The sequence below is a fragment of the Caldalkalibacillus uzonensis genome, assembly GCF_030814135.1.
Taxonomy (GTDB): domain Bacteria; phylum Bacillota; class Bacilli; order Caldalkalibacillales; family Caldalkalibacillaceae; genus Caldalkalibacillus; species Caldalkalibacillus uzonensis.
In genome coordinates this window covers 46,292-61,251 of record NZ_JAUSUQ010000016.1, presented here as the reverse complement: position 1 = coordinate 61,251, position 14,960 = coordinate 46,292, and the positions used below count along the sequence as shown (strand labels likewise).

Genomic DNA, 14,960 nt, shown 5'->3' with positions numbered 1-14,960 from the left:
CTTGTTATTCCTCTTTTTTGGGTTGATCCTTGTGCTCCGGTTCATCAGGCTGCACCGTTTCTTGTTTGTCTTGGGGGCGGTACGCTTCCTCTTTTTTGGAGTGAATGTGGACTTTAACATCCTCTTTCGCCTCAGTTGCCCCTCCATTGTGGTCTGTTTCCGGTTGCCTGCTCTCTTGGGATTGTTTCTCTTTATCTACGAACGGCTTGCTGGACAGCTTACCCGTTTCAATCACTTCTTTGATTTGATCAGCAGTCAATGTTTCAACTTCAAGTAAGGTTTGGGCAACCTGTTCCAGCTTGTCGCGGTACTTAATCAACAATTCTTTGCATCGTTCGTATTGTTCATTAATAATGCGGCGTACTTCCTGATCAATTTCATAGGCAATTTGTTCGGAATAATTGCGCTCATGGCCGATATCTCTGCCCAGGAACACCTGGCCCTGGGACTCGCCAAATTGCAGTGGCCCCAATTTACTCATACCGAACTCGGTCACCATCCGCCGGGCGAGCCCTGTTGCTTTGCGGAAGTCGTCAGTGGCGCCTACGCTCACTTCGCCAAAAACAATCTCTTCAGCGACACGTCCGCCCAGCAAACCGGCAATCCGGTCTTTTAATTCAGGTTCGGTATAAATAAAGCGTTCTTCTTTGGGAATCGGCACCATATAGCCGCCAGCCTGCCCACGGGGAACAATCGTCACTTTGTGCACCAGATCCGCATTGGGCAAGAAGTAACCAGCAATGGTGTGCCCTGACTCGTGATAGGCCACAATTTTCCGTTCCTTTTCGGAGACCCGGCGGCTGCGCTTCTCAGTCCCAGCAATGACCCGGTCAATGGCATCATCCACCTCAGTCATACTGATCTCCTTTTTATTGCGGCGAGCAGCCAAAAGGGCCGCTTCATTGAGCAAGTTTTCCAAATCAGCTCCCGCAAAGCCGGGTGTGCGCTTAGCGATCACCTCAAGATCAACATCTGTAGCCAGAGGCTTGTTGCGAGCGTGGACTTTGAGCACTTCCACGCGCCCTCTAATGTCCGGACGATCCACCGTAATTTGCCGGTCAAATCGGCCTGGGCGCAAGAGAGCAGGGTCTAACACGTCAGGACGGTTAGTCGCTGCCATAATAATAATCCCTTCATTGGCTTCAAAACCGTCCATTTCAACCAGTAACTGGTTTAGCGTCTGCTCCCGCTCGTCATGACCGCCGCCCAAACCAGCCCCGCGCTGGCGGCCGACCGCATCAATCTCATCAATAAAAATGATACACGGCGCATTTTTCTTGGCGTTTTCAAACAAATCACGCACCCGGGAGGCCCCTACACCAACAAACATCTCCACGAAATCAGAGCCTGAAATACTGAAAAAGGGAACACCCGCTTCTCCCGCCACTGCTCGCCCGAGCAAGGTTTTACCGGTCCCCGGGGGGCCAACCAGTAACACACCTTTAGGAATGCGAGCCCCAAGCTGGGAAAATTTGCGAGGATCCTTCAGGAATTGTACAATTTCTTCCAGTTCTTGTTTTTCTTCATCTGCACCAGCCACATCTTTGAAAGTGACTTTCTTCTTATCTTCCTGAATCAGCTTGGCTTTGCTCTTGCCAAAGTTCATCACTTTATTGCCGCCACCCTGGGCCTGGCTCATCAGGAAGAAAAACAAAATGAATATTAACAGGAACGGGATTAATGTAGTAAAAAAAGTTAACCAGATCGGGTCACCAGGGGCAGGTTCATAAGTTAAGTTGACACCCGCTTGGTTAATCCGTTCAATGACTTCGTTAAAGTTCATTGGAGCGTATGTATAAAAACGGGTTGTATCCCCGACTGCGCTCTCATATTCCCCTTCGATGTACCACACACCGCGATCGGCTTGAACATGCAGCTTGTCGACGCGCCCATCCTCCAAATATTGGATAAACTGATGATAATTAATTTCTTGCGCTTCTTCCCGGTTATCGCTCAAAAAACTGAATAAGCCGACAACAACGAGAAAAATAAGCAAGTAAAAAGCGGTATTCCGGAAAAAACGACTCATTCCTTACCTCCTCTCGCGGGTACAACAACAGCCTCGCTAAACAAACCATATCATATTGTACCATATGATATTCATGCCCCTCAAGGTTTATTCGGCGGTGTACACCTCTGGTTTCAATACCCCGATAAAGGGTAGATTACGATATCTCTCGGCGTAGTCCAGACCATAGCCCACTACAAACTCATCTGGCACTTCAAAACCGGTCAGGTCGGGTTTCAAGTCCACTTTGCGCCGGTGAGGCTTATCCAGCAAAGTGACAATTTTAACCGATTCGGCTTTGCGATGACGCAACAGGTCAACCAGATATTTTAAGGTCAATCCGCTGTCAATGATATCTTCCACTATCAGTACATGCCGCCCCTGCACAGTGGTATTTAAATCCTTGATGATTTTAACCTCCCCCGATGATTCAGTCCGGTTGCCGTAACTTGACACATCCATAAAGTCCATTTCCAAATGGATGTTCATATGTTTGACAAGATCGGTCATAAACGGTGCGGCGCCCTTTAATACACAGATGACCAGCGGATTTTTATCCCGGTATTCCTCCGCCAGCTTGCTCCCCAGTTCCTTTACTTTGTGGGCGATTTGCTCTTCCGTGATCAGTACTTCTTTAATATCCTCTAACACCAAAAACCCTCCCTCATTTTCATCGTCAGCACATATAACTCCTGTGTCTGTTCAGTTACTTTGGCCCTGTCTGACCGCTTAAGCCCGGGAATCCAGAGCACACCCTGCTGATCAAGAATAATCGGCCATAGCTCACGTTGGTATCGGGGTATTTTGCTGTCAATAAAAATATCTTTCACCTTTTTGTGACCCTTCATCCCCAACGGCTGCATCTTATCACCGGCCCTGCGATTGCGTATGAGCAGAGGAAAGTGCAGATCTGCTGCATCAAAATCGGCCTGATAGATGTCACCTTGAGCGTTTTCCTGCTTACCCCTGTCCACAGGCCGGTGCAAATTTCGAGGCCGCTTTTCGATTATCAAACTGAAAGGCAGCTCAGCCCATTGATATGTACCTGGAGCAGATATCTCATAACAAAACTGAAACCGGGGATCAGTATGAGTGGGCCCACGCTTGTGGACCAGCAGCAAATCATAATGACGCTCCACATTAATACCCTCAGGAAGATACAGCTTTTGATGCCCCGCTTCTCTCTTGGCCAACTTCAAAATACTGTCAATATGAACTTTTTTCCAGTGATGATCACCAGACAGATAATTTAATAGTAGTAAAATCACTCGCCTTTGTAAAGGAAGAGGTAACTGGCGCAGCTCAGGCAGCTTGAGACGAATGTGTTGGTCCTCACCCTGGTCGATAATGTGATCCACTTTCTGCTTGGCCAGCTCGGTCAAATAGTCATCATCCTCAGCGACAAGGTGGCTCATATCTTGGATTACACAGGACAGATTGGGATTCAACTCTTTCATTTTGGGGACAAGATGATGGCGGATCCAGTTACGCGTATCATCATCTGTCAGATTGGTGTGATCCAAACGGGGGTTTAGTTCAAATACCTGGCAGTAGCGCTCAATCTCCCTCTTGGACAAAGCGAGTAAGGGCCGAATCAGCTCACATCCGGTCAGGGAATGAAACTCTGCCAGAGCACGTTTGGGGCGCATACCGGACAGACCAGCGGGTCCTGTTCCCCGGATGAGGCGCATCAGCACCGTTTCAACTTGATCATCAGCATGGTGGGCAACAGCCACCTTGTTACACTTCTGTAAACGGGCCACTTGCTCAAATAGAGCGTAGCGGCATTCCCGGGCGGCAACCTGCTTGCTCAGGCTGTTTTCCTGGGCGTAACGGGCTACATCCCGCTTTTCAGCGACACAAGGAATGCCCCATGTGGCACACATCTTTTCCACATAGGCTTGATCGAGGTCAGCATCTCTGCCGCGGAGCTGATGGTTGAGGTGGACCGCGATCAATTCAAGACCCCACTTTGTCTTAAAGCGCCATAACCAGTGCAGCAGCATCATAGAATCAGGACCTCCGGAGACAGCAACCAAGATCCGATCGCCCTGCACTAATAGTTGATATTCCTTAATTGTTGTCAATACCCTCTGGTCGATCTGCTTTAACTCCATTGTACCTCACATATCCTCGATTTCTATAACGCCTGATAGAATAAGTATAGAGCAAACAAAAAGATCAGAAAAGATGAGACACACAGAAAAGAGATCACTTTGCCCAATCGTTTCAGAAATGAACGTTTTTTACCTCTCTGCTGCTTCACTGCTGAACTGGCCCCAGCCAGGGTGCTCCTCTTGCGCCCCGCTCTGCCCTTTTGTTTAGTCTTTAGTCGCCCCTGGTGCAGTTTCCGCCAGGCCATCAGCCAATCCTGCCTCATCTCTCTGGCTGAGCTGTACCGACCTGACAATGCCCGCCGGACAATCCCCTGATAAGGAAGCAGATGCTCTGTCTCTTGTAAAGCTTGCTCCAGGGTGTGTACAGGGTGCGGGCCTGGAACTAAAGGCTTGCCCCTGACACAGTGCATCACAATCAGTGCTACACTAAACAAATCGTATCCCGGTTCTGCTTTGCGGTCACCCATGCCCCACGATCCGCGGTCATACAATTCCGTATACTCCTTTATGGCCCGTCCGATACGGGTGACACCGCCGGCATCAAACCAAGCCAAACGGGGTGGATGTCCTGTGACCAACAAATGTTCCGGTTTCAAGTCTCCGAACACCCACCCTTGTTGATGTAACTGATCCAGAAACCCCAAGAGCTGTACAACCAAAACTGGCAACCATTCCTCTCCCCGGTCTTTAATAAAACAAAGCAGAGGATCCCCTTCAATCACATTCATCACATAGAACGGCCGGAGCCCTTCCCTGCTGGCCCAGTCGTCCACATCATAAAGGGAAGGCCCAAGGACTTGTCCTTGGGCTTTTTGAAAATGCTTCAAAACATTCACTTCTGATGTAAGAGAAAACGTGTCACGGCCCACTTTCAATGCCAAGGATTGCCCCTGGTGATTCACCAAATAAACAACACCGTTGGCGCCCCTGCCCAATTCCTTTTTTACCCTATACACCCGCCCATTCCACTTCCCTGCAATCCGCTCAGGATCAGAAAACATAGCGGCGTAACATCCCTTCATCATCATCATCCCGCCTCTTGGACAAGGTGAGGCCAGTAAAATAGTACAGCACTTCCTCCAAAGCCGGCCCGGTCGGCGTGGTTCCTTGGGCTGTCAATTGGCCAAAAGCCCTGTCCAAAGCGTCCAGTTCAGTGGAAAAGTCCATATGTTTATAGGCGTAACCACCGGCATAGGGGTAGGTCCACAACGAAAAACGGTTTTCTCCTGTCCTGGATTGCAATGATAGTTTCAAATCCCGCAACGCTTGTTTAACAGCTGGGATTTTGTTTTTCATGGAAGCGCTGGTATCGACTAATATAAGCACATCCAAAGCCAGCGTTTCACCCAGATGTTCCACTACTTCCACCACTTGTCCTCTCTTATCTGGCGGGAGGGCTTCCACACTTTGTTCCCGTCCCAAAATCTGTTGCAATTCCTTATTAACAACCTGCTGGATTGTTTGTGTCATCGCCTGACGGGTCACCATCTGCACCGTTTTAGGCAGCTCGCGGCTGTATACTACCTGATGGATGCCTCCAGCTGCTGCGGCAATCTCCTGTACCTCCCTAATGCCCTGCTCACCCAATTGCCCGTCATCAAGAATGCCAATCACATTCACTGTTATCTGCTGTTCCCTGGCCATGGCGGCCACGGCCACAGGGTCTTTACCTTCATTTGAACAACCATCCGTGATTAACAAGATTTGTTTTAATGTTCCTTCGCTCATACTAAAACCCCTCCTTTTGCTATTATTACCAGCATTGACCAAGGAGGGGCTGTTCCATACCTGTGCTCTATTAAACTCACTGTCTCATATATTATGTTGAAGCTAGCAGCTCTCCTTTTGTCTTTCTCAATTTGGGGATGTGGGCCAGCGAAATGGTAGACCATTCTGGTATATTGCGCTCCACTTTGGCCACAACAACCGTCATGTCATCCAAGATTTGACCTTGGGAGAACCGGATCACTTTTTCCAGCAATAGATCTGCCACTTCCTGCGGATCTGTTGTCTCGATCTCAGCAATCAAGCGTCTCATCCACCGCTCTTTATTTTCAATATGGCGTGGTGCATCATAAATCCCGTCCGTCACCATCACCAGCAAATCCCCTGCCTTTAACTGTTCACTGACCACATCCACGTCTATTTCTTGTAAGATCCCTATGGGCAAATTATGGGCGGCAATGGTGAAACACTGGTTTCCGCGCTTGATAAAGCTTGGTGTAGAGCCGATCTTAATAAACTTGGTGTGTGCCGTGTGCAGATCCACAACAGCCAGATCAAGGGTTGAAAACACTTCTTCCGGAGAACGCAAGGAAAGGATGGAATTAATCGATTTAATAGCTACCGTTTCTTCGATGCCCGACTGTAAGATATGTTGCAGGAGGGTCAGGGTTTCTTTACTCTCCTCATGGGCACGCTCCCCATTGCCCATCCCGTCAGCAATGGCCAGCGCATACTTCCCCGGACCAATGGCCATCGTATTGAAACTGTCACCGGACAAAAGACCGCCTCCCTTGGCTGCACTGGCAACCCCCGTTGACAACTTGAAACGTTTGGCTGAGATAAGGCGCACCTTGCAATAGCCCCCCGCTTCAAATACACTCTCTTCTTTATCCACCATAATCGGTTCGCCCACAAGACCGGAAAGAAGGGGAACCACAATTTTTTCACATTCTTCCCGCCCGTAAGCCAAGGGCAGGCTCAGCTCAATGTCCACATTGCCTTCATCCAGTGAAATAATATCTACATAACGAATGGACAACCCCACTTCCTCTAAGGCATCCAATACCACCTGTTCCTGCACATGATGACCCTCTCCTTCCCGTTTGATTTCCCGGGCAAAGTTGCTCATCACAGTGGACACTCCAGACAATTGGTCAGCCACCAGCCGCCTGGACTCCTGACACAGTTTCTTGTATTTCAGATAGGTTTTATATTTCTCCACCTCAGCTTCCACCAATTCTGTCACTTTATGTGCTTTGACACAATGGTGGCTCCACTCTTTGCCCAAGGATGGTGAAGGCTCCCCATGATCTTCTATCTGGTCAACTAACTTGCCCATCAGCTGATAGGTGTCCTGAAACTTGGTTTTCCAACACTGCTCTTTCTTAAAACACACCTGGCACGTATTTTCCGTTACTTGACTTAACAACAGATCCACATGACGGAGCTTCTCCTCATCCTGCTCCATAGGTTGGGCAGAAAAGCTTTTAGCCAGCTGCTGAAACAAATCAGAAAACTGCTCGACTTTCTTGGCTGTCACGTCCCGCAGACGCTTCATGTAATCTTGTTGCATGGAAGCGTGTTCAGGTGTTCCCGGAATATATTTAGATATCGTGGCAAACACAGATTTAGGTGTCAAGAAAAAGAGCATAATGGCCACAACCGATTCATAAAATGTGGCCCATAACCCTGTCTCCCCTATATACAAGCCCATCAGTAATGTGCCGATTAAAAGACCCAGGGCCACACCAATTTTCTTGCCCTCTTTTAACAGACCGCCCAACAAACCGCTAAAGGCCAACAAGCTCATTTCCAGCATGGCCTCTACGTTAGCCAGGCTAAGGATAATCCCGGTTACCACACCCACAGTCGCTCCGATTGCCCCACCCGCAGCCAGGGCAAAAACTAAAATGGCATACCGGGACAAGACGTGTTCCAGGGAAAGGTCCATCACTACCCAACCTACCGTTCCAGTCATCAGTGAGGCCAGCAAAATAACCAGACAAACCAGCTCTTCGTTTCTTAACGGCGTTTTCCTCTTCCGGTGGGTGATTAACGGAATACTCTGCACAAAAATGAGGGTTAAAACCAAACTGAGCAAAGCTTCCACAGCAGCCATCAAGACGACATAGCCTGTCCACTCCTGCACATAAGCAAAACCGAGATTAACCAATAAAACTGCGATAAAGACAGCGATTGGTGTGTAACTTAACGCACCTTTGTGCCAGCGTTCCAGCACTTTTTGCAGCCCCACAAAGAATAGAATGGCCATCAGCACTTTAAACGGAGAAGCCAGTTCATGGCTAAGCGCGCCCAAGAGGGTACTGAGTGAGGCCAACAAGAGCTTGTCCCGGCGTAAATGATAGACCACAGCAATAAATGGAATGACAAACGGAGCAAGCTCACCGATAATCAAAGCCCGTCCTAACAAGAAGCCTGCGACAAAGATGGCCAATCCCCAGTGTTTATACAAACCTTGCTTTAGTTTGAGCGCGAGCATTCGCAGCCGCTCCAACCCTCCCTTCTTTTCTGCTGTGGCCTGTGTCAAGAAATGGGAAAAACTTGGTTCCAGTTTGCGCATCATTTATCCACCACCTGTTTCATATCGGAGTGGTACCCATTATAACCCCTTTCAAGTCTAAATTTTGTCAAAATGGGGAGGCCGGCTTAAAAAAACGCTCGACATATTTCCGGTGAAACAGCTAAAAAGCCAGGGGGCTGTCGGATGAACAAGAATGAACACCACAGCTTGCAATCATGATAAAAGGGCTGCCCCCGTCAAATGGGAAACAGCCCTTCAGCATTTATTTAAACGTATATGATCACAGGATCAGTACTTTGCTTCTCTCATCGCCTTGAGCCCCGACCACCTCGTTTAGTATCCATCTGGCGCTTTAGAGACATCAGGCGGTCTTCACTTTCTCTTAAAAATTTGGAAATTTTGTCTTCAAAGTTATCTCTGCGCCGGGATGATGCTCTGGATTTGGGCTTCTGATCTTGGGCTTGTTTAATGGACAGCCCAATCTTTCCGTTTTCTTCGACATTGATCACCTTAACTTTGACAATGTCGTTAACCTTTAGAAAATCATTGACATCTTTGACATATTGGTCGGCAATTTCACTGATGTGTACAAGACCCGTGACACCATCTGGCAGCTCCACAAAAGCCCCAAAGTTGGTAATCCCGGTCACTTTTCCTTCAAGCTTGCTGCCTACTTCAACTGCTGACATGTAGTAAATAATCCTCCTTAAGCGATTAAACAAAAAATTTATATAGTATATTATACCCGAATCTAAAAAAAGGTGTCAAACAAGGGTACCTGTTCGTCCTCAATTAGTCGCTGATTTTAAAAATGGTTTCCCCTTGACGGGACAAAAAATAATCGCGGCGGGCAATTTCGGCAATATATTCCGGGTCGTGCAAGCGGTTAATCTCTGTCTCTAGCTCCACTTGCCGCTCTTCTGCTTCATTCACTTTAACTTGCAACATATTCAATTCCGCTTCCATCTCTTGCAACATCTGCTGCTGCTCCCACCACTTCACAGAGGCCCAGATCAAAAACACCACCAACAACAGGCCCACAACTTTCATCCGCCACCGTTTAGCCTTGGCAGGCCGGGGCTGTTGTGTATGGTTTGGCGCAGGCTCCGTCCGCGAGGCAGGGAGGACCACATCCCGGTGGGACGAATAAGGTTTCCATGGTGATTGTGATCGCATACAGACACATCCCTGTTTATAGACTTTATTTTCTCCTCAACCATTTATTCGCCATCCGGAAGAGAAATCCTTTTTTTATCACAGACCTTTTTTCTTTTTTCTCAGTGGCATCCGCTGCCGCCTCGTTTGGCTCACGTATCTTCCATAACCCCCTTATTTTTTGACCACAGCCAAACAGGAACAACCCTCCCCAACGCAAAAAACGGTAAATCGATTGTCCGATCCCAATGAAGAGGCTTCCGCTGAAAACCAATACCGCAAGCAATACCTTGAAGATAAACCGAATGGGCAGTACGATCAAAACTGTCAGCAGTTTCACCGTCCAACGGTAGGTGGTGATGGCCACGTTAATCACCGTATTTAACACGCGCAAGTAGTATGTTTGCAACATACTGCGGTACATAGCATAGCCCAGGGCGATAGCCATAAAGATATACAGGCGAACCTCTCCGTGATTAATCCCCTTCAGCCACAAAAAGACCACCATGCCGTTCAACAGCCAGAACAGCACATCCTGGACCATGTACACAATAGAACGCCGGGCTGGCCCTCTCAGGCGAAAATAGGTGTCAAAACTGGCCCCCAAAAAGAGACCTGCTCCCACCATATGGAGCATCGTCAACAGTTGAGTGTCCAGGCTCACTTGAATAACTTGCTAAAGAGCCCTTTAGCTTTCTCCCCACCGTGTCCTTGATCCACATACACCATTTCAAACACCAGCCCCTCAATAGAGACCAACCCGCGCTCCACATTCAAGCTTTTCATATGCAGGTTTTGCCCGCGAATGGCTAAAAAACCGGCTTCTGTTTCGAGCAAAAACTCTTCACTGTCAAAGCTTTCCACATTAATAACACCTGTTAGCTCCAGTTGTTTGCGGTTGATCATCTTCACTTCATGAAGTTTGCTTTCATTTTTGCCGTAGTGGTGGCTCCCTTCCAGCATCTGCTGTCCCTCCTTTGTTTACATATTACTGGCTTACTCTTAATGACGGTCTAGTACAAGATATGGTGCATGTCTCAAAAATAGAACACAAAAAGACGACCTGCTAGTCAGTCAGGTCGTCTTCTCTGGTCGTCAATCCTTTCTTCAGACACAATAGTGTACAACTCCTGGGCCTCCTCTTTACGGGGAGACTCTTTGAGCTGGTTAATGGTTACAGTGACCGCTTTTTGTCCAAAGCGAATATAGAGTTCGTCACCGGCGGCCACCTGTGTTCCAGCTTTGGCCGTCCGGCCGTTGACCTTGATTCGTCCTTGATCACACAACTCTTTGGCTAGCGTGCGCCGCTTGATGAGTCGTGAGACTTTCAAGAACTTATCCAGTCTCATGTTAAACCTGCTTTACTTAACGGCTTCTTTCAGTTTGTTTCCAGCTTTAAAAGCAGGAACAACCGTCTCAGGAATGTTGATCGTTTCACCGGTTTGCGGATTGCGTCCGGTACGGCTGGAACGCTTGCGGGTTTCAAAGGTTCCAAAACCGACAAACTGTACTTTTTCACCGGAAGCCAAAGCGCTTGTAATCTCATCTAAAAGATTATTAACAACCAGCTCAACATCTTTTTTGGTTAATCCACTTTTTTCAGCAATGTTAGCCACGAGTTGGTTTTTGTTCATTTTGGTCTACCTCCCTTTTAATCTCACCATGACTTATTCGTGCTTCATGTCGATTTTCCTGCTTTCCTACACAAAAAAATTTAAAAATACTCCGTTGTCACTATCTTTTTTGACGATTTTGTTTCTGTCTATACTCTTCCGCCTTAATTTTTTCCCACTGCTGCTTCACATCTTCCGCATCTTGCAGGCGTAAATCTCCAAAAACATGGGGGTGGCGGCGAATCATCTTCTCATTTAAGGACTGGAGTACATCTTCCATGTTAAACAAACCCTCTTCTTCTGCAATTTGGGCATGCAGGAAAACTTGCAGTAGCAAATCTCCCAGTTCTTCCTTTAGCTGATCCACGTCCCCCGCATCGATAGCCTCGCATACTTCCTGGGCTTCTTCAAGCACATACTTTTTCAGAGACTCATGGGTTTGCTTTTTGTCCCATGGACAGCCGTCTGGCCCGCGCAAGGTACGGAAAATATCCCGCGCTTGATCATACAACCGGTTTAACACCTGCTCATCTGTAGCAGGCGGCACATAGACGGCCGTCATATTATTGATGTCAAGCACCCGGTCCAGTTCATACAGAGGAATCTCCAGCAACTGCTCTTGCCCTATGACACCCACAGCTGTGGCCACAGTAATACTGTAATCATCGGGATAGAGCTCCATCAGGGTCAACTTCACCTCAGAGGCCACAAAACGATCATAGACCTGGGTAATTATGTGGTGCAAACGGGGATTAAGCTGAGACAGGGTCAAGCAGGTCCCATCCAGAAGGACGCACCCGTCATTTGGATCAATCTGTAAGCGGGCAAACAAAGGATCCAAAAAGCTTTGGCCTCCGCCGATATGGACCGTGACCCCTTTCTCACTCCCTTGGTTGAGCAGCATGTGCACTGTTTGTTCAGCGACAAGAGGATGGCCGGGGACAGCATAATAAATCGTCCCTTGCCGCTTAGCTTCTTCGAGCAGGCAATTGACAATCTCCTCATACACCACTTGAAAATGGGGATGCCGTTCATACACCTCATCAAAGGAGCGGTAAGTCAGGCCCTCTCTTTCCAGCTCAGCCATCACAGGATGGTCCTTTGTCCGCACAAAGAGAGGCTGGGCCTGCTTAAGCGTTTCATACACCCCAAGCGGCAATTGGGCCTTGGTTCCAGCTCCCAATCCCAGAATATGAATGGTCGCCATCCACACACCTCCTTCCTATGCTTTATGAACTTGCTTCTTTTCCTGTCTTGTTCTGGTCTTCTTTTTTTAAAATCTTTAAGGTTTCCAAAACAGGGATAAAACGATTGATCTTGGGAATAAGTGCCAGTTCACTGCGAGTAATGGCTTCAAAGCGCAACAACGAGACACCGTAAATGATCACGCCCACCAGCACCGCACTGAAGGTGACCACAGCATACACAAGACGTTCATGGAGTAAGGCAGCTGGTAAGCCATACTCTAGTCCCACCATTGTCAAGCTGACACACACCCCCATGACGCTGACGGCATAAACCGGCGGTAACAAGATCTGCTTTTTAAACAAACGGACAGGAATGATGTGAAAAATGGCCCACAAGTTGAGCAGTGCGGCCACCATATATCCCACAACAGAAGCGAAGGCAGCACCTTTAATATCAAAAAACGGCAGCAGAATGAGGTTAAAAATGAACTTAACCCCCACGCCGATCAATAGGTGACGGGCAGGGAGGGTCACATAACCCATGCCTTGCAAAATGGCTCCACTGGTAATGCCCAATGTGGAGAAGATCACCACAAAGGCCAGAATGGCAATGGTTAGCGTCCCTTCTGTGTTCGTATAAAACATAATGTTAATGGGCTTAGCCAAAATTGCCAGTCCGCATGCTGAAGCCAAGCCAACCACAAAAGTAAGCTTCAATGCAAACTCTGTCCGCCTGCTGATCTGCTGATGTTGACGCTTGGCTTTGGCCTCAGAGATGGAGGGCACGAGGGCCAAAGCAAGCGCCGTGGCAAAAAAAGCGGCAAACTGCACCAAGGGCCATCCCCGGGCATAGACCCCTCTTAAACCAAAAGCGTCATCTCTAATCCATCCTGTCCAAATGAGCATATTGGGAATGGTAAAGTTGTCCACCAGCTGAAATAATGGCAAGACGAGTGCCCCCAAGCTGATCGGCAAAGCATAGGCCGCAACGCGCCTTAAAATTTGCTTGAAGGACAGCTTGGCATAAGAGGTTTCCGCCTGTTCAGGAATCTCTTGGCCTGGTTGGGCAGTGACAGGGGGAGCTTCCGTCTCTCTCTCTCCATCCTGGACTGCTTCTGCCTGGGCCAGCCGCCGCTGGGTTTTGGCATTCTTGCGCCAGTACAACAGCATGACAATTAAGGCCGCCACCGACCCGGTAAACGCGCCGAAAACGGCTCCCGCTCCGGCATAGTACTCATTATAATTGTGATAAATGAACCAGTAGCTGAGTACCAAGATGGTGGTTACCCTGATGACCTGCTCCACCACTTGGGACACCGCCGTAGGCATCATGTTTTGATGCCCCTGAAAATAACCGCGGATGGAGGCCATGACAGGCACAACCAGCAAGGCAAAGGAGACGCTTCGGATAGGCAAAACCAAATCAGGATCATTCATTAACAAGGCCAAAACCGGTGCGCCAACGGTGTAAAGCAGGATGAAGAAAAAAAGGCCCGTGATCAGTAAGGTGACCGCCGATACTTTAAACACTTTTCTGGCGCCTGGAATATCACCGACGGCCAAACGTTCAGCCACCAGTTTGGAAATGGCGATGGGCACACCTGCTGTGGAAAGTGTCAGCAAGATCATGTAAATGGGATAAACCTGTTCATAGACATAAAATCCAATGTCACCGGTGATATTTTGATAAGGTATTTTATAGACAACACCAAGCAGTTTGGACAAAAAAGCAGCCGCAGCCAGAATCGCTGTTCCCTTCATCAGCTGCTTGGTCGGATTAGGCCCGTTCATCTGGGGGTCCCCTCTCATGTCAAACTGATCACATTATATCATAAACATCATTCGCACAGACAAGAGAAAAAAAGGCTGTTGACCTGGGTCAACAGCCTCCTGCATCCTATTGCTCCATCTGCTTGGCCAAAAATCCGGCTGCCGTCTCAGCAAGCTTGATTTCCACATCACCCATGGCAACGCCATCTTTCTGACTGATCAGGATCACCGAACCAATCGGGTCCCCGCCGGCGATAATGGGTGCGATACAAAATGCTGCATACTCTTCGCGCATATCTTTGCAGATTTCATGGGTTCCCTTGGTGTTTTCAACGATTGTTTTGCGCTCATTCATGCTGGTTTCAACGATGTCACCGATCCCTTTTTCCATATAGGTTTTTTTCGATGCCCCAGAAACAGCAATAATGGAATCCCGGTCAGAAATCAAGGCGATATGCCCCAAACTTTCGTATAACGAATCGGCATATTCCTGGGCAAAGTCACCCAGCTCGCCAATGGGAGAATATTTCTTTAAAATCACTTCCCCGTCGCGATCCACAAAAATCTCCAATGGATCGCCTTCCCTAATGCGCAACGTGCGGCGGATTTCCTTCGGAATCACCACTCTGCCTAAATCATCAATTCGACGAACAATCCCAGTTGCTTTCATAATCTTGATGCCCTCACTTTCCATGATGTTGTATCAATTGACTGTGCAAGATATTACTGGAATAAACGCTTTTCCATATTATTTGTTGGCTGGCAAAACATATGCATCGATGGACAAGAAAACGAAGGTTTTTAAGCAAGAGATTAAAAGGGAGCATCAGCCCCCTTTGGTTC

Annotated in this window: 15 protein-coding genes; all 15 read right to left on the bottom strand. The window is 48.2% G+C overall.

The genetic code is table 11. The features are described 5' to 3' along the window. Positions 1–4: 4 nt before the first annotated feature. The 15 genes from ftsH to spoVT all read right to left on the bottom strand — a co-directional run bounded on the left by ftsH (position 5) and on the right by spoVT (position 14,787). On the bottom strand, positions 5–2,029 hold the full coding sequence (gene ftsH, locus J2S00_RS17060) for an ATP-dependent zinc metalloprotease FtsH (RefSeq protein WP_307342646.1): 2,025 nt from the start codon (positions 2,027–2,029) through the stop codon (positions 5–7). A gap of 87 nt (positions 2,030–2,116) precedes the next feature. Further along, on the bottom strand, positions 2,117–2,659 hold the full coding sequence (hpt, locus tag J2S00_RS17055; RefSeq protein WP_307342643.1) for a hypoxanthine phosphoribosyltransferase: 543 nt from the start codon (positions 2,657–2,659) through the stop codon (positions 2,117–2,119). Beyond that, positions 2,653–4,095, bottom strand: coding sequence for a tRNA lysidine(34) synthetase TilS (tilS, locus tag J2S00_RS17050; RefSeq protein ID WP_307342640.1), 1,443 nt, complete (start codon positions 4,093–4,095; stop codon positions 2,653–2,655). Before tilS ends, hpt begins: the two co-directional genes overlap by 7 nt. A gap of 53 nt (positions 4,096–4,148) precedes the next feature. After that, positions 4,149–5,153, bottom strand: a complete 1,005-nt coding sequence (gene prkT, locus J2S00_RS17045) for a serine/threonine protein kinase PrkT (RefSeq protein WP_307342637.1) — start codon at positions 5,151–5,153, stop codon at positions 4,149–4,151. After that, positions 5,116–5,853, bottom strand: coding sequence for a vWA domain-containing protein (locus J2S00_RS17040; protein ID WP_307342634.1), 738 nt, complete (start codon positions 5,851–5,853; stop codon positions 5,116–5,118). Before J2S00_RS17040 ends, prkT begins: the two co-directional genes overlap by 38 nt. Before the next feature lie 91 nt (positions 5,854–5,944). After that, a complete protein-coding gene (spoIIE, locus tag J2S00_RS17035; protein WP_370875895.1) occupies positions 5,945–8,431 on the bottom strand; it encodes a stage II sporulation protein E in 2,487 nt (828 codons plus the stop codon). A 266-nt stretch (positions 8,432–8,697) separates the two neighbouring features. Further along, a complete protein-coding gene (locus tag J2S00_RS17030) occupies positions 8,698–9,081 on the bottom strand; it encodes a S1 domain-containing RNA-binding protein (protein ID WP_307342629.1) in 384 nt (127 codons plus the stop codon). 103 nt (positions 9,082–9,184) lie between these two features. Then, a complete protein-coding gene (locus J2S00_RS17025; protein ID WP_307342626.1) occupies positions 9,185–9,568 on the bottom strand; it encodes a septum formation initiator family protein in 384 nt (127 codons plus the stop codon). 25 nt (positions 9,569–9,593) lie between these two features. Then, on the bottom strand, positions 9,594–10,211 hold the full coding sequence (gene yabQ / locus J2S00_RS17020; protein WP_307342623.1) for a spore cortex biosynthesis protein YabQ: 618 nt from the start codon (positions 10,209–10,211) through the stop codon (positions 9,594–9,596). Then, a complete protein-coding gene (gene yabP, locus J2S00_RS17015) occupies positions 10,208–10,510 on the bottom strand; it encodes a sporulation protein YabP (protein WP_307342620.1) in 303 nt (100 codons plus the stop codon). The genes yabQ and yabP overlap by 4 nt, the downstream gene beginning before the upstream one ends. Positions 10,511–10,617: 107 nt before the next feature. Continuing rightward, positions 10,618–10,896 (bottom strand): RNA-binding S4 domain-containing protein, encoded by a 279-nt coding sequence (locus tag J2S00_RS17010; RefSeq protein WP_307342617.1) that lies wholly within the window; start codon positions 10,894–10,896, stop codon positions 10,618–10,620. Positions 10,897–10,908: 12 nt separating this feature from the next. Then, positions 10,909–11,181 carry an HU family DNA-binding protein gene (locus tag J2S00_RS17005; protein WP_307342614.1) on the bottom strand — a complete coding sequence of 91 codons (273 nt, stop codon included), beginning with the start codon at positions 11,179–11,181 and terminating at the stop codon, positions 10,909–10,911. A 100-nt stretch (positions 11,182–11,281) separates the two neighbouring features. Next, positions 11,282–12,367: a MazG family protein gene (locus J2S00_RS17000; RefSeq protein ID WP_307342611.1), complete on the bottom strand. Its 1,086-nt coding sequence runs from the start codon at positions 12,365–12,367 to the stop codon at positions 11,282–11,284. A gap of 22 nt (positions 12,368–12,389) precedes the next feature. Next, entirely contained in the window at positions 12,390–14,138 is a 1,749-nt protein-coding gene (locus J2S00_RS16995) for a putative polysaccharide biosynthesis protein (RefSeq protein WP_307342608.1), read from the bottom strand. A 106-nt stretch (positions 14,139–14,244) separates the two neighbouring features. Beyond that, positions 14,245–14,787: a stage V sporulation protein T gene (spoVT, locus tag J2S00_RS16990; RefSeq protein WP_307342699.1), complete on the bottom strand. Its 543-nt coding sequence runs from the start codon at positions 14,785–14,787 to the stop codon at positions 14,245–14,247. Between the last annotated feature and the right edge of the window lie 173 nt (positions 14,788–14,960).